Annotated in this window: 15 protein-coding genes; 3 read left to right on the top strand and 12 right to left on the bottom strand. The window is 57.4% G+C overall.

The genetic code is table 11. The features are described from left to right. The 9 genes from C173_RS27985 to C173_RS27945 form a co-directional block, all read right to left on the bottom strand. A partial coding sequence (locus tag C173_RS27985) for a GAP1-N2 domain-containing protein (RefSeq protein ID WP_155991667.1) occupies positions 1-2,510 on the bottom strand: 2,510 nt, incomplete at its 3' end. Beyond that, on the bottom strand, positions 2,507-3,769 hold the full coding sequence (locus C173_RS27980; protein WP_036731360.1) for a hypothetical protein: 1,263 nt from the start codon (positions 3,767-3,769) through the stop codon (positions 2,507-2,509). The genes C173_RS27980 and C173_RS27985, both read right to left, overlap by 4 nt. A 48-nt stretch (positions 3,770-3,817) precedes the next feature. Continuing rightward, the gene (locus C173_RS27975; protein ID WP_036731358.1) at positions 3,818-4,453 is read right to left on the bottom strand and encodes a hypothetical protein; all 636 of its coding nucleotides are present in this window, start codon (positions 4,451-4,453) and stop codon (positions 3,818-3,820) included. 29 nt (positions 4,454-4,482) lie between these two features. Continuing rightward, positions 4,483-5,754 (bottom strand): vWA domain-containing protein, encoded by a 1,272-nt coding sequence (locus C173_RS27970; protein WP_036731356.1) that lies wholly within the window; start codon positions 5,752-5,754, stop codon positions 4,483-4,485. Between the two features lie 499 nt (positions 5,755-6,253). Next, on the bottom strand, positions 6,254-6,466 hold the full coding sequence (locus tag C173_RS27960) for a hypothetical protein (RefSeq protein ID WP_155991666.1): 213 nt from the start codon (positions 6,464-6,466) through the stop codon (positions 6,254-6,256). Continuing rightward, positions 6,435-6,611 carry a hypothetical protein gene (locus tag C173_RS35155; protein WP_235192052.1) on the bottom strand — a complete coding sequence of 59 codons (177 nt, stop codon included), beginning with the start codon at positions 6,609-6,611 and terminating at the stop codon, positions 6,435-6,437. The genes C173_RS27960 and C173_RS35155 overlap by 32 nt, the downstream gene beginning before the upstream one ends. A 241-nt stretch (positions 6,612-6,852) precedes the next feature. Then, a complete protein-coding gene (locus tag C173_RS27955) occupies positions 6,853-9,279 on the bottom strand; it encodes a transcription initiation factor TFIID (protein ID WP_051478509.1) in 2,427 nt (808 codons plus the stop codon). A gap of 4 nt (positions 9,280-9,283) precedes the next feature. After that, positions 9,284-12,673, bottom strand: coding sequence for a tubulin-like doman-containing protein (locus tag C173_RS27950; protein ID WP_036731349.1), 3,390 nt, complete (start codon positions 12,671-12,673; stop codon positions 9,284-9,286). Positions 12,674-12,758: 85 nt separating this feature from the next. Further along, positions 12,759-14,579, bottom strand: a complete 1,821-nt coding sequence (locus C173_RS27945) for a vWA domain-containing protein (RefSeq protein ID WP_036731346.1) — start codon at positions 14,577-14,579, stop codon at positions 12,759-12,761. A gap of 244 nt (positions 14,580-14,823) precedes the next feature. Here C173_RS27945 and C173_RS34345 point away from each other — a divergent pair, with 244 nt between their 5' ends. Genes C173_RS34345 through C173_RS27935 form a run of 3 tightly spaced genes read left to right on the top strand, consistent with a single transcriptional unit; the run spans position 14,824 to position 17,757 of the window. Beyond that, positions 14,824-14,976: a hypothetical protein gene (locus tag C173_RS34345; RefSeq protein ID WP_155991665.1), complete on the top strand. Its 153-nt coding sequence runs from the start codon at positions 14,824-14,826 to the stop codon at positions 14,974-14,976. Then, positions 14,969-15,892, top strand: coding sequence for a hypothetical protein (locus C173_RS27940; protein WP_036731341.1), 924 nt, complete (start codon positions 14,969-14,971; stop codon positions 15,890-15,892). The genes C173_RS34345 and C173_RS27940 overlap by 8 nt, the downstream gene beginning before the upstream one ends. A gap of 56 nt (positions 15,893-15,948) precedes the next feature. Further along, positions 15,949-17,757, top strand: coding sequence for a hypothetical protein (locus C173_RS27935; protein ID WP_036731338.1), 1,809 nt, complete (start codon positions 15,949-15,951; stop codon positions 17,755-17,757). Positions 17,758-18,067: 310 nt separating this feature from the next. Here C173_RS27935 and C173_RS27930 read toward each other — a convergent pair whose 3' ends face one another. The 3 genes from C173_RS27930 to C173_RS27920 form a co-directional block, all read right to left on the bottom strand. After that, positions 18,068-18,403 (bottom strand): hypothetical protein, encoded by a 336-nt coding sequence (locus C173_RS27930; protein ID WP_036731335.1) that lies wholly within the window; start codon positions 18,401-18,403, stop codon positions 18,068-18,070. 83 nt (positions 18,404-18,486) lie between these two features. Beyond that, positions 18,487-19,899 carry an MFS transporter gene (locus C173_RS27925; protein WP_155991664.1) on the bottom strand — a complete coding sequence of 471 codons (1,413 nt, stop codon included), beginning with the start codon at positions 19,897-19,899 and terminating at the stop codon, positions 18,487-18,489. Then, positions 19,896-20,534, bottom strand: coding sequence for a cysteine hydrolase family protein (locus C173_RS27920; protein WP_036731332.1), 639 nt, complete (start codon positions 20,532-20,534; stop codon positions 19,896-19,898). Before C173_RS27920 ends, C173_RS27925 begins: the two co-directional genes overlap by 4 nt.

Below are 20,534 nucleotides of genomic sequence, written 5' to 3'. Positions count from 1 at the left end.
CCCCCCCTCCTCCCCCCGCCAGTCCCCGCGTCACCGCCGATAAGCCGGACAGAGACCGGGGCCGCTACAGCGGCTTGTCCGGTCACTGCCGGAAGCGGGCTGGGGCTGGCCACCGGCGCAGCTGTATCCTTGCCGCGTCCCCCTAGCTGGCTAAGCAGGATAACCGCCGCAATCAGAATGATCCCGAGGATGCTCCCTGAGATCAGGATTTGAAATCGGCTGCGGCTGACCCACCGCGCCAGCGGCGAAGCCAGCTGGGCGCGGGCTTCATTGTAGACAGTCTGCATAGCAGGCGTTGCTGTGTCGAGATGGGTTTTGCGGAATTCCCGGTTCTTGAACGCCTCGCGGTCACTCTTCAGGAAATATCTCAGCACAGCCCGCTTGTAATTCGGCCACAGCTTCTTGCCTGAGCTTGCGAACAGCCAGCTATGCTGCGACCAATCCAGGAACCGGTACACCGTCTCCTTGTCATTGCCCGCCTTGCGGACCACCAAATCCAGCAGCGCATCATAATCCAGCGGCCCGCCTTCACGTTCACTGCTGTGATAAAAGGCCAGCGGCAGCCGGTCGAACGGCTCCAGGCTCCGCGCTTCCTTCAGCCACCTCGCACCGAGCAGTTGTACATCGTCCAGCTCACGCGGCGTCAGTCCGGCAAAAATCTCCTCGTCCGGCGACTCCTCCCCGAACCAGCGGTAGGCCGCGCACAGCGCATTCGCTTTGCGCTTCGCAATCGCATCGAGCGGCGGCTGCCAGTCTGCCGTATCCCGGTAACGCAGGAACGAGATCTCTAGCAGCTGCTCCATAGTCAGCTCGTCCAGCGAGAGCCGGTTCAGCAGGAAGCGGTCAGCAACCGTGCCGAGCTCCTCCATAACGGACAAGGCCTCCGGGTATACGCCGCCTCTGCGGCGCTGCTTCTCTGCCTGCTGGACCGCTTCATGAACAGCCGTTACCGCCGCTACCGGATCGGATTCCCGCTGCAGCTTCTCCAGCAGATATTCCTTGAAGGTATCCCGTACCGCTGCCTGCTGAAGCACCTCCGGAAGACTCCGGCCGAAGTGGCCCACGAGGCGGAGGATATCCGCCGTTCCGGCAGCGGCAGCCAGCCGGGATTCCAGATACGGCTCGAACAGCGCCCTGCGGAAGAGAGATTGGGACAGCACTTTTTTGAAGAACGCCTCACTAAGCTCCGCATCGCTCTCAATAATCCCGTAAGCCGCCGCCAGCACATCCTCCCGGCCCCCGGACTGGCAGTTCAGCATCCCGTTGATGAAGTAATCGACGATCTTCACCCGGTAATTATGGCCCGGCAGCGCGTAATACGCCTTGAACTGTTCCAGGATCTCCGTTGACGGAATCCCCTTCTTACGGATCAGATCATATTCGCGGTCGAACCGCTCCAGGAACATATCATTCAGCCGCACCCGCGAGTCCAGCTTCCCCTCCGGCTTCAGATAGGACAGCAGGCCGCTAAGTATAGCGTTCTTGTTGTCTGTATATAAGGCTTCATTACCTTGCTCGATTTCATAAAAAACCGCCAGCTCATTGTAGAGCGCCAGCGACAGCTTACGCTCCGCACTCTCCCCGAGCAGCAGGCTATCGGCAAACTTAGCGAAATCACGGAGGCTTCCGCCCTTCTCCACCAGTGTCTTCCAGGCCAGATCGGCATAGATCTTCCGCGACTCGCCGAAATCGGTATTCAGGAACCTTGCGCCGGCCAGATCGAAGATATAATCCTTCTCGATATTGCGGTCGCCCGGACGCAGAGAGCCCTTCTCCACGAAGGTCAGGTGAATGTATTTGCGGCTCTGCGGCTCCTTGGCATACGTGATCACTCCCAGCCTGCGGCGGAAGTCATACGGCAGCGCAGCGAAGATGACCTCCGTCAGCCGGGCCGCACGCTGCGACAACTCACTGATCGGCACATCCAGCGCTACATAGATTTTCTTCTTCCCGGCTACGGACAGCATCACCGCCTGCAGCAGGGCCTTGAACAGATCTTCTGTGAATCCTAGACCTGACAGCACCGTACGCGGATCAGACGGCTCGTCCAGCTCGCGGGTTGCCACGGGAATCGACTCCAGCTCAGGCAGTGTCCCGCCAGGTTCCCCCTCATAGCTCCGGGCAAACCCCGCATGCAGCCAGCTTCCATACCCTTCGACAATCTCTTCGGAGCGGATAGGCGGCACCACGAAATTATGAGCAAAAAAAGCGCTCCGCTGCCCCGTGAAATCCGCCGCCAGATAACGGCTCTCTCCGATCACTGTCTCGTTGCTCTCCGTATGGAACAGATGCAGCGCAGCCGGATACAGCTCCTCATCCTTCTCGCCGCGTGCCGTAAGCTCAGCCGGGGCATCGTAGAGGCAGAAGGGGTGCAGGATTTTTTTGACAAAATTATTATCGAGACTCTCCGATTTCGCCACCGTATCGAAGCCCTCTGTCGAACGGTATACACCGCGGCGCTCGCGGGTATACATCTGCTGGGTGATCATGGACCCTGACAATCTGTTCACGGCCCGTCGCTCCCCTCAATATAATTCAGCTTGTGCAGCAGCCAGATGAACGGCTCATCGACCCGGATCGGACTGACCACGCCTTCCACCTTCTGATTGACCGGATTGCTGCCCAGCGCAGACACGGCGAAATACCCCGTATTGGCAAAATACACATCCATCGTATCCTTGAACGGCCGGTCCACCTTCTCAATGAAGCGGCGGATTTCACCGTCGATGTTGTGGAACTCGTCCAGGTTCAGCGTTTTGCGGTGTACATAGTTGTTGAACACATTGCTGTTCGACTTGATATAGTCGCCATCCTCATCCTTGAGGGAGTGGAGCATATCGCTTTTGGCCAGGACGACTGCGGTCGGAATCTCGGTCTTGCTCTTCTCCTGATAGGCGATGAAATCACCGAACATGGTCAGCACCACATCACGCGGCTCATCATACTGAGATACCCACTCCCCCGGACGGTCACCGAAGTTAATGCGGATCTTCTCCCGGACCGAACGGATCTGCAGCGGATCGACCATGAACAGAATCCCTGCGGAGTTCTTGATATGCTGGCCGTGCAGGCCCAGGTAATCCTGATCGACCATGCCTTCACCGGCCACATCGAAGAACACCAGCGTCAGCGGGGGCTTGGACTCGTCCTTGAACACGAACTGGAAAATAAACGGCTCCTGCATCTTCTCCTTCTGGGTAGACGCCAGCAGATCCCCCCGCTCGAACAGCGGCTCCTCATACAGGGTGCGGAATTTGCGGCTGATCTCGGCATTCAGCGGCATACAGGCTGCGTCGAAATGCCCTGCCGTTGTATGCTGGAGCGTATGGATCAGCGAGGTCATATAGACAGACTTCCCGACCTGGGAAGCTCCGATAATCGAGATAATATTGCTAGGCACCTTGCCGGCTGTTACAGGCAGCTCGTTATGGCAGGACGGACAGAGCCGTCTGCGGGTCATCACCCCATAGCGGTCGGTGAGCCCGGTCAGCACGTTGTCGGTATAATGATGGTACTCCTCCGGGATATCCGCCGGATGCAGAACCGCTTCCATATCATCTACCGTATCGAGGCCGAAGCGCTCCCGGTATTTATTCAGCAGATCATCCTCACCGAGCGCATAATTCTCATCATCCTCACGGCTGTGCATGGCCCGGAACACCACTTCCTCCGGCTCAAAGCGCGTGAAGCAGAAAGGGCAGACAATATCGTAATACAGCGGCCTCGCTGCGGGCTGATTCTTCTTCATGAAACGGCTAAAAAAAGACATCTCTCATCCTCCTCAGGGTTGTGTCAGCACCCGGTATGCTGCTCCCGCTCACTCGGGAACCAGCTCATAATACGCCCCGTATTTAGGCCCATCGGTGAAAAAAATACGGATAAAGTCGTCCTTGCCGACCTCAATCGGCGGGAGCTGGTTGCGCCCGGGAGCGAAGTCCTGGACGAACGGGAACCTTGCACCGTCCTCCTTGGAGGATGGGTGCGCATCCCGCTTTTTGACGTAGCAGAGCACTTCCTTCGGCACCGGCACCTCGGCAGTAATCGTCATCTGCACGGTTTTCAGCTTGCTGAATAACCCTTTTTTGTGCTGGACCGCGTAGTAGATCCTCGCTTTACCCGCGCTGACGAGCGCCCGGTTACCGCCATCCTGCTGGCGGACCAGCAGCGTCTCCCCATTCCCGCTAAGCCGCACGTAAATGGTATAAGCCACCATCCCGATCTCGTCCAGCCGGTCCCGGTACCCGTTATTCGCTTTGTACTCTTCACGCGTATAGAGCTTCATGCCCGAAGGCGGATGCTCATGACTGTCCGGTGCCTCCGCGGAGGCCTTATGAATATATACCGCCTGTACACCGTCCGGCCAGCGCCAGCGCAGCGTACAGAACCGGTCCTCCACTCTGGATACAACTTCGGTAATCACCGGTGCTCCAGCGTCTGCCTCGGCGTACTTCATGGCAACCTGCCCCTTTCCCTGCATCTGGCTTAGAACCCTTTACTGCCGCGGTTACGGCGGGGTGAATGAATACTGTCAGCAGGCGCATTAGCAGCTCCGGCAGCTCTTCCCCGGCGCGACAAGCGCCCTTCCCCTACAGGCACGATATATGTGAACAAGGTGAGAATAGCCGCCAGAACGAGCAGCGCCAGTAGCCGGGTCATAGGGTCCCAGAGCGTGTCGCCGTTCAGGCCCGATTCCAGAATCAGCCCCGCCACAAGTCCCGATACCGCGCCCCCGATACTGAAGCTCCGGGCCAGATGGCGGTTATCGAACACAATGCCAAGGCCCAGACCCAGCGCCGTGCCGAGCAGCATCAAGGCCAGCACACGCACCACAGCATAATATGGGCTGTCCGCAGTCTGGTCGCTGCGTTCGGTCAGCAGTGTCCGGTCTCCCAGACGGTCATAAATCTGCTGGAATACGTCACCGAGCCGGTTCGCATCGGCCACATCATAATACTGTCCACCGGTGCCGCTGGCGATATTCTGGAGCAGACTTGCGCCGGACGGATCATCCAGGGCCAGCCCGATCGTATTCACTTTTATTCCCCGTGCCACATAGTCTGTCAGCTCCGTAGAGGTATTGAACTGGCTGACACCGTCGGATAAAAGAATAACCATCGCCCCGCGGTCCGCGCCGTCTTCATGAATCACCTTCATCGCTTCGGCCAGCGCGCCGCTGATGTTCGTTCCGCCTTCGGTCGTCTTCAGACTGCTGATGACCTCCATGACCTTCTCGCGGTTCGCCGCTTTGGAGAGCGGGAGCAGCGGCTGGACCACGGAAGCCTCATTGCTGAAGGTAACTACAGCGACTTTGTTGTCTTTTTTGAGCTGCTGCACCAGATTCTTGGCCGCCGCGTAGCGCCGGTCTGACGGGTCGCTCTGCATCATGCTGCCGGAATCGTCAATCACCATGACGACATTCTTAACCGGCTTGCTGCCGCCGAAGTTGAGCTCGTACACGAACTCAGTCAATGTGCCCACGCCGAGCAGCAGCACAACCATGAGCGGGAACATTTTCCATGAGGTACCCAGATAACGCAGCTTCCAGGACTGTCCGTTCAGCCTCGGCGAGATCGTCTCTGCGACCAGAGCGCCTATTCCAACACATAAGGCCACGATGGCAAAATAAATGCCAACCAGCACCATCTGAGGTAAATCATACGGCCTACGGTCCAGCAGCAGCTCACCGAGCACAAACGCTACACCCGCGCCGAGCAGACTGAACAGCAGCAGGAGCAGATTGATTTTTCGCTGCATTGCATTTCATCCTTTCCGGGAAAAGCTTGATCAACACACGCTTCCCCATTCCATTCTGTTGCACATCCGGCAGCAGAATGAATGAGAATTGTCCTACAAAGCCTGTTAGTGTAGGCCCGTACCCAGGTCCGAGACCCGGAGCCTGGGCATTATTATGGTGAACCCTCGGATTTCGGCCGCACCCCTGTAATCAGGGGCATTAGTGCTCCTCATTTGGTGGTTCGGCGCACTTTCGGTAAATTCAGGGGCACTAGTGCTCCTCATTTGGTGGTTTGGCGCACTTTCGCTGAAATCAGGGGCACTAGTGCTCCTCATTTGGTGGTTCGGCCTACTTTCGGTGAAATCAGGGGCACTAGTGCTCCTCATTTGGTGGTTTGGCGCACTTTCGCTGAAATCAGGGGCATTAATGCTCCTCATTTGCTCATCTGGCGCGCGTACGGCGAAATCGAGATCACTATTACTTACACACGTCAGCACCAGAGGGATTCATCCCCTTCATTCAACCATCCAGCCCACTTTCAGCAACATTAGAGGGATTTATCCCTCTGTTTCCACCATCCGGCCCACTTTCAGCAACATTAAAGGGATTTATCCCTCTCTTTCCACCATCCGGCCCACTTTCAGCAACATTAAAGGGATTTATCCCTCTCTTTCCACCATCCAGCCCACTTTCAGCAACATTAAAGGGATTTATCCCTCTCTTTCCCGCCATCCGGCCCATTTCCACCAGCATTAAAGGGATTTATCCCTCTATTTCCGTCATCTGGCCCAATTTCCGCAGCACCAAAGGGATTTATCCCTCTCATCCCGCCGTCCAGCCTACTTTCAGCAGCACCAAAGGGATTTATCCCCTTCATTCCGCCATCCGGCCCATTTCCACCAGCACACGGTCAGCCGCCGAACTCGCGTGGACTATAGATCCTGCGGTTGTGTTAGCCTGACCTAATATGTTTGCGATAGTCTGACCTAATATGGTTGTGATAGTCTGACCTAATATAATAGTTTGTCATAGCACTCATCTAATCTAGTCCGCTCATCAGCACTCCGCTCATCTCATCCCGGCTCTGCTCATCAGCACTCATCCCATCTATTCCCTACTCATCGCATCTCCGGCAGTTTCTCTTCTTCCAGACCGTGTAGCTGGTATCCGTTGCCGGCATAAGTCTCGTAATAGACCTTGCCGTTGCGGTAGTAGAGCAGATCCTCCAGGTGGAAGCCGCCCATCAGGTTCAGCTTCTCCACGCCGCTGCGGCGCTGCTCATGTACGAAGCCGAGCCGGTAGATGCGCGTGGTCTCGTCTGCACTGAAGGCATAACGCAAGAATTCAGAGGAGCTGTCGCCGAAGAAGTACTTCTCCTCGTGGCGGTGCTCCTGCGTGTACTCGAACAGGCGGACATTCATCGCCGCCTCCTCCTCCAGACTGCGGTAGAGCTGCTTGAACAGCTCCTCCTTGGAGACGATATCCCGGTTCTCGTAAGCGGCTGCAACATTGGCGCGCCGCAGTAGCTCCTCCTCGAACGGGAGCGTGAACGGCCCCGCCGTAAGCAGCTCCCGGCGGCACAGCCCGATCAGCCGCTCAGCCACCGCCTGGCCGCCTCCGTTCACCAGCAGCCCGGAGAGACTGCCCATGAACCGCTCGCTGAAGAATATCCCCGCCCCGCGCCGGTTCTCGATGTCCTTCATGACCTCATCCGTCACCGTGCGGTAGTACTCCATAATATTCTGATCTACCGTCTCCTTGCTGCGGCCGATGCTGGCCAGAGCGACACTCTGCAGCTCCTCCTCCAGCGCTTCCATCTTCGCAACCTTGGTCTTGCTGTCTGCATGCAGCTGCTCCAGTGCAGCGTCATAGCGGAGACAGAGGGCCAGCTCGCTCTCCAGCAGCAGAAGCTCATACTTCTTGCCGTAGACGGACTCGAACAGGTAATGAATGAAATTGCGCACCGTCCGTTTGTCCAGCAGCGGCACCCGCTGGAACGGCTGGCGCTCCACGCTCTCCGCATAGAGCCGCTCCAGCTCCTCCTGACCGGAGAGCAGGGCGGAACGTAGTCCGCCCATATGCTGGCGCAAGGCCTGCAGGACGCTGCCTCCCTCACCTGTCTTCTCACTGGTCCATTCCGCCAGCTGGTAGAAGGTGACCGGGGAGGCTCCTGCTTCCCCGGCAGCCAGCACTCCGGCCCACTCCCGGGCCGGATCAATCCCGGCAGCCCTACGGGCAGACACCTCCGCAAAATTACTGCGGAAGTAAGCCTGCGCCCCTTCCCCGAAGAGCAGCTCCTCAGCCTCGCGCAGCGAGAGCATCCGCAGCTGCGAATAGGACGGGCGTCCATGGCTCATCAGCCCGGTCATCTCGGCAAGAGCAGATGCCTCCGGCAGCAATTCCGCCGCGCGGTCCCGCAGGGTATCCGCTCCAAGGCCAAGCATCGCCTGCCGCTCCTTGAGACTCCGGGTATGGCCTGCACGCAGCCGCCCGGACAGATAATGCAGCGCATGGTACAGCACCGCCAGCGCAATCTGGCGGTTCGGCCGCCGCACCGCCGAGAAGCCGGCAGACGCGTAGCCTTGTCTGCCTGTGCTGCCGCGGATGCCGCTTTTGAACGTCATATTATTGTAGCCGCCGTGCCCGGAGGCCTGATCGGCCGCAGGCCGGACCCGGTTCTTCAGCAAGCTGATGTGGGCGATAATCTCGTAATTATCGTCCATGCCATGGACGGACATGAGTCCGCGCTCGTTCTTGTCGGAGAGCAGATAGACCAGGTCGAACAGCGGAGAAGGGCCATGCGTCACCGGAATGGACAGCCCTTCCTCCGTCACCAGCAGCGGAGCGCTTAAGGCATAATCCGCCGCCTGCATCCCGTCCAGCTCACGCAGACAAGCCAGCCCGACCGAGCTGGAATAGCCGAAGTTATCCCCCTGCTCCCGTTCGTTAATCAGCGCATACAGATCCATCTGTACCGATTTGAATGACTGGCTGAGAATTGCGCGGGCCAGCAGCACGATCTCCGGCAACAGCACATTCTGCGGGTCATCGACCCGTGTAATGACAGACAGATGGATGACGTCAAAAGAAGAATATAGCCGCCCGTAATCCGCTATGCTATTGCTTAACTGACGCAGCGTCCGGTTCATGCCGGCCAAATACTGGCTATCCTCATGAAATTCACGGTATAGCTCACGCCGGACCGTACGCGGATCACGCCCTGCCGTATCCGGCAGGGTCATGTGCATCACGCGTTCATGGACGCTGCTGTTTCCGCTGCCGATCCGCCCCTTGACCCCCTCCTTCTCCTGTGTACTGCCGCTGCCGTTATGCGAACCGGCATGCAGTGCCATCACGCCGCCTGCATTGTCCCATTTACGCTGGCAGCGTTCCAGCACCGGACCGATGGCCGGGGTCACCTTATCGCCCAGGAACAGGAACAGCGCAGGGTAATGGATACTGCTGCGCCCATCCCCCTTATTATGCTGTGCTTCCTCCTGGGCAGCGTATTGCTCGGCATATTGTAAGGCCTGATCTCTGATCATAGGCCTACTTCAGCTTTCTGCGGATGCTGCCAAGCTTGCCGGTCAGGCTCTTGTAGAAGCCGTACATTTCATCTCCGTTGGCATGCTCTACCCGCTCATATTCCAGAGCGTCACGCGCCTCCAGGAACGAGACATACATCCCTTCCAGCTTATACAGCAGCGGAGTTACATCTTCAGCTGCGGTCATTTCTCCGGCCCGGCGCGCTGCCTTGCGGAGCAGGAGACTGCGGCTTTTCTCATCCAGCTCACGGAAATGGCGGTAGACGGCATACTCCACATAGCTGCGTTCCTTCATCAGATTCGCGAACGGCTCCCAGGCATCCTCGTCCTCGTCACGGTCATAGACATAGAGCGCGCCTTTTTTGGTGATGGTATCGGTGTACAGCGCTTCGATGAACTGGTCCAGCCATTTGTCCTCATCCAGATGCTGATGCACCAGCGCTTCCAGCTCCGCAGATTTGGCCGCCAGCGCATCGTATTTCGCCAGCTCCTCACGGACACGGGCAATGAGCTGCGGGGAACGGATCAGGTTCTCCTGGGCCAGCTCCAGATTAATGCTGCCGAAGATATCCTTCACGGCTTCGCGTTCAATACCTCCTGTGCGGAGTGCTTTGAGCTCCTCAGCGGCCTTGCGCACTTCACCCAGATTCGGACGCGGCGCATCCAGCTGCAGATCATAAGCGCCCAGCAGCTTGCCCAGATCCAGCGGCTTCGTGAAGATGACGGAGAAGCGGCTGCTGGTGTTCTCGTCCACACCCTTCTCTATGATCACACCGGATTCCAGCGCCCGGCCGAAATCCGCACGCACTCTGGCATTGTACTCACGGACCCGCGGATTCGCATACGTATCGCCCCAGGATTTCTCCGGGATCGGCGAAGGCAGATAGGTCCAGTTGTCCTTGTCGGTCATCACCAGATGGCGGCCGATGCCTTCCTTGTCGAGAATGGTCCGCTCGTAGTTCTCCTCGTACACCCGCAGCGGCGTATATACGAACAGCGGCACCCCGTTGCGTGTATTCAGCCAGAAAATCCGGTTCTTGACCTCGCTCTCCTTGATCGTAAACTGCGATTTGCCGAGTGCATTATTCTGATAATTCCGCACACCCTTCAGAATCCCCGGCGCCTTCACCGGCACAGAGACGAAGCCCCAGGACGGGAAGTGCAGACTGCCGGAGCTGTTGCTGAGGTGGAAAATCGGCACCGCATCCTCATCCAGACGTCCGGCAATAATCCGCTCCACGAACTTATCCAGCGGCTCCTCACGCCCGTATTTCATCACCAGGAAGTCCTCCATCGAACGGGTAATCAGATCCCCGAACTTGTCGCTGAGGAACTCGGAGATGGAGCGGACAATATCAATCTCCTGCTCCCTTACCCAGCGCCCGGAATGCTTCAGCATCTCGCGTGTGAAGTCACGGATCAGATCATCGCCGTCCTTCTGGTCCATGATTTTGGAGATGGTCGCCGAGATATCCGGCACGTTAACGATATTCCAATAGTAGGTTTTGTTGCCCTTGTGGTCTGCCTGCTCTTCGCCGTTAATCAGAATGTCGCCGTTCTTCTCGAAGATCGAGCTGAGCGCGGTCAGAATCTCGGTGAACACCCCATAGATCCGGCTGTTCTCTTCATTCAGCAGCTCATACAGATCCTCATAGAACTGGATCATCTGCTCGGTGCGCTCCACATCGGCATGCAGCCAGTATTCATTGATTTTGGCTTCAATATAGGCGTTCTTCTTCTTCTCCTTGGACACAAAAGCGCTCCGCGCATCGCCCAGCTTATCCTCTGCACTCTCCTGTGCGGTCTCAATATCACGCGGCAGGCGCAAGAGACTCTCGCGCAGCGCTTCAATATAAGACTGGATCAGCTTCAGGATGCAGAAGCCCTTCTCGGTGTAGAGCAGCCGCGACACATAGAACGGCCCCTGCTCAGGATGCAGGAAAATGCGCTCCAGCTCTTCGCCGAACCGTCCGGCAATCTCACCCGGAAGCTGCTTCTTGGATTTGATATATTCCTCACGCGCACGGGCCAGGAAGTTCTGCTCCAGCTCCGTATCCATGCTGACGACCTGATTCTTGACGACATTCGCATGGCTGAGGCGCTCGCTGTTCTGATAGCCCGGCAGCGGCTCCGGCACACGGGACTCGAACGTCTTGATCATCGTATCGAGATCGATGCCGAGCTTGCGCGCCATCTTCTCCACATCCTCCTGATTCGGGGCGTGATGGAACATCTTGTCCATTTTGTCGAAGAGGCGGTAGGCCAGGTATGTTGTCATTTCCTCAATCGGCAGCACGGCCGAGGATGCCCCGATAATGTTGTATTCATAGTTGGCAGGATAAGTCTTGTTCATCTGGGCAATGTTCGTGCGGATGTTGCTGATATAGTCATGGATGGCGAATTCCTCGCCGGAGGCCTTCTCTTCACTGGCCATGAAGTTGGTGATGTTCTCAGCCGTCACGTTCATGCAGTAATCGTAGGCATTCTCCAGCAGCTTGCCCTCCGTATTGGTTGCGGAGATGAGATGACAGAGATTGAACGGCGGCAGCGGCGAGTTAACGCTCAGAATATTGCCGTATTTCTGGCGGAAGCGTTCGCCCCGGCTGTCCACGTTCATCCAGTAGTCCAGCTCTTTGAGCGCGGCATACCCGTTCTTGCGGATATACTCGCGGGTATGCTCGCTGAGGCTCTTGTTCGACAGATTGACGTCCGGTGTGAACAGATAGCCCAGCGTATTGACACGGTCTATCCCGGCTGCGCCGTAGTCACGTTCAATGATGCCGCGCACGATGTAGGCTATATCCAGGAACGCCCCGCTGCCCGTTCCGCCGGACAGACCGGTAAGCAGGAAGACCATGAGCTTCTTGCTGGTGCCGACAGACAGCGTCTTGATCTTCTTGTCGATGGCGGCAACCACCTGGTTGATCTTCGTGAACAGCAGCAGGCGTCCGGCCTGGCGCACCCCGGCAGCTCCGTTCATGCCGTCTGTGATGCTCAGCTCCGGCGACAGCCAGTCTGTAATGTAAGAATCCAGGATGCTGCGGTTCTGCAGCAGTCCGCCGATCTCGGCATTGGCCAGCAGCACGAATTCATTCTGCGGGTCGAGGCCGATGCCCTTGTATTTTTTGCCGCGGTCCTGTTCATTGGTCTCGAACGCCAGGAATTCCACGTTATCGGGCTTATCCCGCTTCTTCTTGGACAACGGATCTTCAGGCAGCTTGAAGCGGCGGTTAATCTGGTATTTGAGCCGCAGCAGGGCATCGATGCCCGTGCCGCCAAGCCCGATAATGAGGATCGGGTTGTCGATGGTATCCACTCTGATCTTGTCGCTGACGATCCCTCCGCCAAGCGATACATCCAGCTGTTGAATATGTTCTCTTACTACCGGTTTCATAGGTTCTCCCCCAAAAGTTGTGATAGCCTACGCATCCCGAATCACTTCGCATGATTGCTTCGGGAGCGTACACTTAGCCTGCTTATCAGATCAAATATTCCAGAGAAATCGTCTTGTCTACCGTCTGCAGAGAGACCGTCACCCGGTCACCGCTCTTCATCTCCAGGCCCCGCGACGTATCGGCGGCACGGCCTGAGCGTTCTACAGTAATGCCCTCGCCGCTGCGCAGCAGCAGGCGGTCATTCGTTCCCGGCGTGAAGACCAGCTTCTCGCTCTCCTTCAGCTCCGGGGCCAGCTGCAGCAGCTGGTGAAGTGTGAATTTGCCGCGGAAGCCGGAGAGCTTCTTGTACTGCGGATAGGTTTTCTCCCCTGTGTTGTTGTCCAGCACCTCTACCACCATCTGTCCGACGAACCCCCGGTTCGCCTTACTGCGCAGCAGCCAGAATGCGGCTGCAGCAGCCAGCAGCAGCACAATGCCGCCGATGATATAGTACAGCGTGTTCGAGGTCTTCTCCTCAGCAGGCTCTTCGCCCGCAGGAGTGCCTGCTGACTGCGGGGTGGTCGCTACCGTTCCGGTCTTGGCATTGATGGTCAGCACATCGCTCTCCCGATAGAAGCTGCTCTCTTCGGCCCGGACCTTCAGCTCGTATTCATGATTATCCTTGATTTCAAAAGCACCCTTGAACTCGGCACCCGAGTTATCCAGCGGAATCTCCTGCACCTGGCCGGTGTCCTTATCGGTAGCCAGCAGCACAGCCTTCATATCCTGGTACAGACTGCTCTCCGTTACCTCTGTCCCGTTGCTGAACAGATGCGAGGAGATATCCACCGTGTCGCCTTTGCCGTAAGACTTGGAGGGCAGGGCATCCAGCTTCAGCTCCAGATCGTAGTTGAATACCAGATTGATGTCGATCTTATCCTTCGGCACTCCCTTGACCTGGAGCTTCCAGTCTCCCTCCTCCGGCGACAGCAGCTTGATCAGCGTATAGCTGGAAGACTTGGATAACAGCACTTTATCGGAGGGTATCGCTACTTCCTTCCCAGCAGGGTTACTGAGCTTCGCGGTCACCGGCTTCGAGGACATGATTGAGATATTCGCTTCGAGCACACTGCCGTTAGGCACATTTACCGTAACTTCCTGATAATCGCCGTTTGCCGTAATGGACGGCACCGGCACCACCTTCAGCTTCAAGTGGCTGGCAAAAATCTCGCTGAGAATCTGCGGCAGATCATCCGCGGAATTTGTGGTGAACGCCTTGCCGCCTGTCTCGGTGGACAGTCCGGCCAGAATATTCTTGTTCAGCTTGCCGTCTGCATTCAGTCCTATGGTATATACGGGATACCCCTTCTGCTTGGCAGCCTCTACTGCCGCCTTCAGCTCCTTGTCGGAATCGGACTGCTTCCGGCCGCTGGCTTCATTCAGGTCATTGTTGCCGTCCGCCAGCATGACGATCATCGGCTCATGGCCGGGATCGCTGCCGTTCTCCAGCACCTTCACCGCCTCTTCCATCCCGACCGCCAGGTCTGTGTAGGGTCCGCGGCTAAGCCCGTCGATGAAATTCTTCAGATCCTCCTTGTCGCCGGCGGATTTGATGCCAAGCAGCGCCTTCTCGCGCTGCACCTTATCGGTGTAGGCCACAATGCCTACCTTATCGCCTTGGGTGGACAGCATATCTATGAACATCTTCATCGCTTCATTGGCAATCTTGTTCTTGTCGCTCTTGTTCATCGAGTTACTGACATCGATCAGCAGCACAGCGTCAATATGCGAGGGTGCGGCCGAAGCCGCGCTGGCTCTCGAAGCAGCATATGGGGACAGAGTGATACATAGAATCATGAGCAATACAGGCAATATGCGCTGCAGTCTATTCTTGGCCTTGCTGAAATTACGTTCGTTACGAAGCATAAATAGGGCTCCTCTTGTGTGAAATTAGGCGGATATGGCAGATCCGTAACGCATAGCTAAATTCTGTCAATAGCATGCCATTATGATATAATTAAACCTTGTAAACTTCAACATAGTGACCGCTGGACCGGCACTTCCGCGAGTAACAATCGCCATCCTCAGCCGGATAGACTATTCTAAGTATACGCCGCAATCCTGAATATTTGATTAAAAGACCGTAACCAGAGCAGAAAGGAAGAGTTCCATGATTACATACGCCATACTCGGGATAACGTTTCTCTATGCTGTGATTCAGATCATTCTATATGCTTCCCGCCAGCGGAAGCCGCTCACCCGTGAGGATATCGACGAGCGCCTGCTGGCTGCATTGAACGGAGGGGATACGGCCCGTGAGTAAAAAGAAACCCGTCATCTTCCGTCCCTTCAAGGCCCCCCGTTACGCCTTCGAGAAGCTGCGCATCTGCCGCCGCTGTCACCGTTACACAGCGCTGGGCGAGGAACGCTGCACCCGCTGCGGCCGCGCCTCGCTGACTCCGGTGGAGAAGTATGCAGTGTCCCAGGCCGGGCGCAAGGTCCAGACCCGGCTGCTCGTTATCCTCCTGCTGACCCTGGCCGGAATCTATTTCGGGCAGAATCTGCAGCAGATGGTGCTGTGCGGCGCAGGCGGCCTCGTATTAGCCGGACTGGTCTACTATACGCAGCGGAAAGTCCGGCAGAACGAAAATCTGTATGCGCTGAACAAACTGCTTGGCCGTAATATCTATAGCATCAAGGAGGATCTGGAGCTGAACCGCCAGGAAGCCGTGACGGTGCTGCGTGAGAATGATGTGCTCGCTTATGAGAAGCTGCGCGAGATCTCCGTGCTGCTGCGCGGAGACCGGATCTCCCGCCAGCGCGTCGCCCTGCTGCACGGCTTCCAGCTGCGCAAGGACATGACGCTGGAGCTGGAGCAGCTGCTGCTGAAGGACTTCGAGCCGCTGCTGGCTGAATATATCGGCGAGATCGCCAGGGTCCGTCCCGAGCTGATCAAAGACCGCACCCTGCGCTATGTCAAGAATTACGAGGTGCAGATTCTCGAAATGGATAAGGGGCTGGACATTATGACCGCCGTTGCCAGTGCTGCGGTCCGCATGAAGCGATACGCGCTGCTCTACTCCGGCATGATCGGCCGCTATGTGCAGGAGCTGCCCAAAGACCGGTTCCTGCGCTTATCCAGACTCATTGCCGCGAATCCCTATGAGCCGTGGAACGGCCTGGATGTCAAGGTGGAGGAGATCCGTGAGCTTAAGTACCGCTGGGACCCTGAAGTATAAGGTTAGAAGCCGACTGCCGCTCTAATCCTTATCTATCTATAAAGGGGCTATATTATATGACGATCATACGGGCTATAACCCTGCGGAATATTATGATTATTCTGTGTATTTTGATGCTGCTCCCGCTGGGACAGAAGGCGCTGGGGATTAAGAATAAGCTCCAGGATGTACAAGAAGCCGGAAAATTGTACGCCGTCGGGGAGCTTATTGCTGCCGAGAACCGGTACCGCCAAGCAGCGGCCAATCACGCGATTTCTTATAAAGAAGAAGAAATTTCGGCAAGACTGGCAGAGCTGGCTCCCATCACCAGTATCCGCAGCAGTCTAAGCAGACTGTCCTTAACGCTTGCGGACCAGCTGACTGTGAAGGATTTCGCAGGGATGATGGAGAGCTACGCCGCTCTGCTCAGTCTGAAGAGCAAATATATGACGCCGGGCAGTCCCTATGAAGCCTATTATCGCCAGCTCTCGGCAGATTCAGGTCTCTCAGACAGGATGACAGCCGGGTTCCGGCTGTTCAAGGAGGAGTATCTGGCCGGGCTCGCCGCAGGTTCGTCTAAGGGAGCAGATTCGGGGACGGGCAGCGACAGTACGGACAGTCTCAAATGGAGCCTGCTGCAGATTCCGGCAGACTATTACGGAGGGGTGGCGGCCAAAGAGGAGTTATTGGCTGCGAGCTTCAAGGCCCATGATACCGCGAGGCTCAAGGCTCTGGCCGCAGCCGGAAGCTTCGGGCCTATGCTGGAGAGCGCCCTCTCTATGGAAGAAGCTTATAAGAATCATAGCTATACAGCGCCCTGGCTTAGCAAGCAGGTTCAGGAGAGCGCTTCGATCATCCTGAACAAGGATCTGGACGGCGGCAACACCGCCGCCTTCGCCGGACATGCCGCCCGCTACCGCAGCTATGCGGCATCTGCCGGCATTACCAGCTCCAAGGTGCTGAAGCTGATCGACAGCAGCATCGCCCGGCTGCTCCGCGAGGGCGCGCGCCATGTGCGCGGCGGCCGGTATGCGGATGCCATCAGGCTCTATGCGGAGCTGGCCCCAGTGCAGGACACCTCCGGGGAGACCGCTGCGGCAACGCTGGCCTGGAACCTGGCCGAGCCGGTACGGCTGCTGCCGGGCGGTGAAGTGCAGGGCAGCTATTCGCTTACGGCCTCCGTCACTGACAAGTACGGTGCCAAGGTGGCAGTAGCCGGAGTAGATGCTGGCGGCAAGCTGGTCTACGCCGAGATGAGCGGGGACGGCACGGTCTCCACCCGGACCGGGGAGGTGATCCCGGGTTCGGGGATGCTGAGCGCTCTTTCTTTTGACGAAGCGTTGTCTGCTTACTCCGAAGTTCCAGTAGTTGTAGCTAACAGCGGTGAGACTGACGGACGCAGCACCTTCACAGGCTATGCCATCCGGCCGGAGGGAATCTCCCTGCTGTTCAGCTTCACAGGCAGCAGCTATGAGCTGATGGCGGAGGATGGCTCCATCCGCGTAATTAACACGGATCTGGCCGATGGTGCTGCCGGCAGAACCGCTATCTTCCGCCAAGTGAACGGGGCATATGAATTCTCGGAACTCTATCAGGAGTCCGCCGCCACCTATACTCCAATTGATGCGGCACAGCTTGAGCTTCATCTCAATGAGAAGGTGATGTTCTCCTGCGAGATTATCATCGACTCCGCCGGAAGAACCGTTGCACGCGCAAATGGGCGTGATCTGCTCCTCCAGGGCGAGGTGCCGCTGTTTACCGGCCCCGCCGCAGTCAGCGGCCAGTTCGGGAATGAATTCGGAGAGGTGGAGACGGAGATTGGGGTACAGTCTGTGCCTGTGTTTATGGTCGATTCGGCGCAGAGCTTAAGCCTGATGGCACCTTGATGGCGGCCCGGCTGAATGCTTGGTGGACTGTGAGGACGCTATTTGATCAATAAGACAACTTTTCTGCCCGTCGCGGACTGGGAGGCCGTTAAACGGCGCGTTGACACTGAAAATGAGTCGATACAGGTTAGTTAAGGTCCTCTGAGTCCGGATAGGTTACTGGAATGGCGTAAACGGACCAAATAAAGGCCCTCCAGTCCGCATGGACCGAAAATCCCAAAACGGAACACAAAGACGCAAGCGTCGGACGGCACGGATGCCGCTTGACGCTTGCGTCTTCTTTTTGGCGCGGGAGATGTGTGATTATCGTTCACGAACGGCGGGCCTTGGCAGCCATCTGACGTCCCTTCTTACGGCTGAACAGCCTGAGATACCGCTTCCGGGTAGACAGCACCTCCGCCGATGCGCTCAGCGTCTCCTTCACCTCGCCAAGCACCTCCTGAGTGTCCTTGACCGACTGCATCATCCGCCCAAGCTCCGACTTCACCCCGTCACTCCGCAGCTTCGCCGCCTCCACCGTCTCCTGCATATTCGCTTTGAGCTCATCGACCGGAGCCTTCAGCCCATCGACGGATTGCTTTACCCCGTCCAGTGACTGCTTCAGCCCATCGATGCTGCTCTTGAATTCCTTCAACGGATTGCCCATATCGTCGTCCCTCCTAAGCTCTCTTTCTCTATATTACCCAGAATGAAGGGGGCGGGATTCAGCTCACCTGAAACTCAACTCTATTACGGTATGTGCAGATGCTCCGCACCTTTGCGCTTGCTGCTGTGCCGGAAGGAGTACAGCGGCCAGACGGAGGACAGACCGACTGCCGCTGCACAGGCTACGAACACCGCCACATAGCTTCCGTTCGGCCTGTTCCCCCCACTGATCATCAGACCGCCGGCCGCCGTTCCGAACATCATGCCGATGTTGCGGGATAACGCCAGTAGACTGCTGACCCGGCCAAGCTGCGATTTTGCCGCCAAACCCATAACGATGCTTGTGTTAGGAGAAGTAATCATCCCCATAGCACAGCCTAGCAGCACGACCGGCAGCACCATCGCACCTGTTCTCAGAGCAGGGGAGCCCAGGCCAAGCGCCAGCAGCGTGACACTCATCAGCAGCAGGCCTGCGGTCAGAATGCCGAGCGGCCCTTTGCGGTCCGCGATGTTCCCGCTGACAGGGGCAGTTACCACCAGCGCCAGCGGATAGCCGATCATGATCAGCCCCACCCACGCAGGCTCAGCTCCCGATAGACGCAGCAGCGAAGGCAACGCCAATTGTGCGGCAAAAGCAGCCATATACGTGATAACCGTAATCACAATCCCCGCGGCAAAGCTCCGGTCCGTGAACAGGCTGAAGCCGTTCTCCGCAGGCGGGGAGATGCGCTGAGCGAAACGGGCGTATCCCGTATAACCCGCTGCCAGCCCTACCGAGACCGCGAGCAGCAGCAGTACGGATACAGACAGGAATGAGGAGCGGCTGCCGAGATCGACGGCAATCATCAGCGAAGTAAGGCAGGCCGCCATCCAGGCTGCGCCGGCCAGATTCAACTGGCCTCCGGCGGTCTCTGTATCCCGGGGAATCAGCCTATGTGCGAGCACACCCACGGCTCCCGCAACAACGGCCAGCAGCCAGAAGTTGCTCTCCCAGGCAAACCACTGGATCAGGAAGCCGCCTAAGGCCGGACCTGCCATCGAACCCGCAGCCACGAAGGTGCTCATCAGCCCCAGCGCCCGACCCCGCTGCTCCGCCGGGAAGAGCGAGACGATCAAGGCCATGTTGGTTGCCTGATACATGGAGGCTCCCGCTCCCTGCAAGACTCTGAAGCCCAGCAGCATCGCTTCATTCTGGGCGAGCGCGCAGCCCAGCGCCCCTGCTGCGAAGGCGAACAGCCCCAGATTATGCACCTTACGGCGGCCGAATCTGTCCCCCAGCCTCCCCATCACAGGCAGCAGCACTGAAATGACCAGCAGATAGATGCTGACCACCCACTGTGCAGAGGCCACGGGAATCTGGAGATCAGCCGAGATATCAACCAGCGATATATTGAACATCCCGGCGGACAGATTGGACAGGAACGCCCCGAGACAGATGACCACCTTAACCGCCGTGAGGTTTACGGCCCGTTCCGGTGACGGCATCGCGAGGCTCATGACAGCTGCTGCAGCACAGGCTGGTTCCAGATCTTCCAGCCCGCTTCAATCTCTGCGGCTGAAGCAACCACACCGAAGTATCCCTTCATATTTTCCAGCGTCATGTCATGCGCCGCCCGGGAATAAGAGGCACATGCGTCCTGAACCATCACAATCTGATAATCCAGCATGAACCCGTCCCTTGCGGTCGACTCCACACAGACATTGGTGCTCACTCCAGTCATAATCAGGGTTTCGATCCGCAGCGAACGCAGCACCGAATCAAGCCGGGTGTTAATAAAAGCGCTGTACCGGTGCTTATTGACAATAATCTCCTCCGGAAGCGGGGATACCTCGTAGAATTCAGCCCCCCAGCTCCCCCGGCGGCAGACGCCCAGCGAGCCGCGCCCGGAGCGGGAGGTCCAGACCTGGGAATCGGTCGCTTTTTCATGGTAGGTCTGGATGTAAATGATCGGCACTCCCTGCGTTCTCGCCGCCGTAATCAGCCCGTGGAGCTGCGGCATCATCTCCCGCACAGCGGATACATCATTGCCTCCAGAAGCCAGTGCGCCCTCCTCATGGCAATAATCATTCTGAACATCTACTATAATAAGCGCCGTTTTATCAGGGATAATCAGATCGGCAGTTAACTCCAT

This window comes from Paenibacillus sp. FSL R7-277, from assembly GCF_000517965.1.
Taxonomy (GTDB): Bacteria; Bacillota; Bacilli; order Paenibacillales; family Paenibacillaceae; genus Paenibacillus_AQ; species Paenibacillus_AQ silagei.
This window is presented reverse-complemented; position numbering and strand designations above follow the sequence as displayed.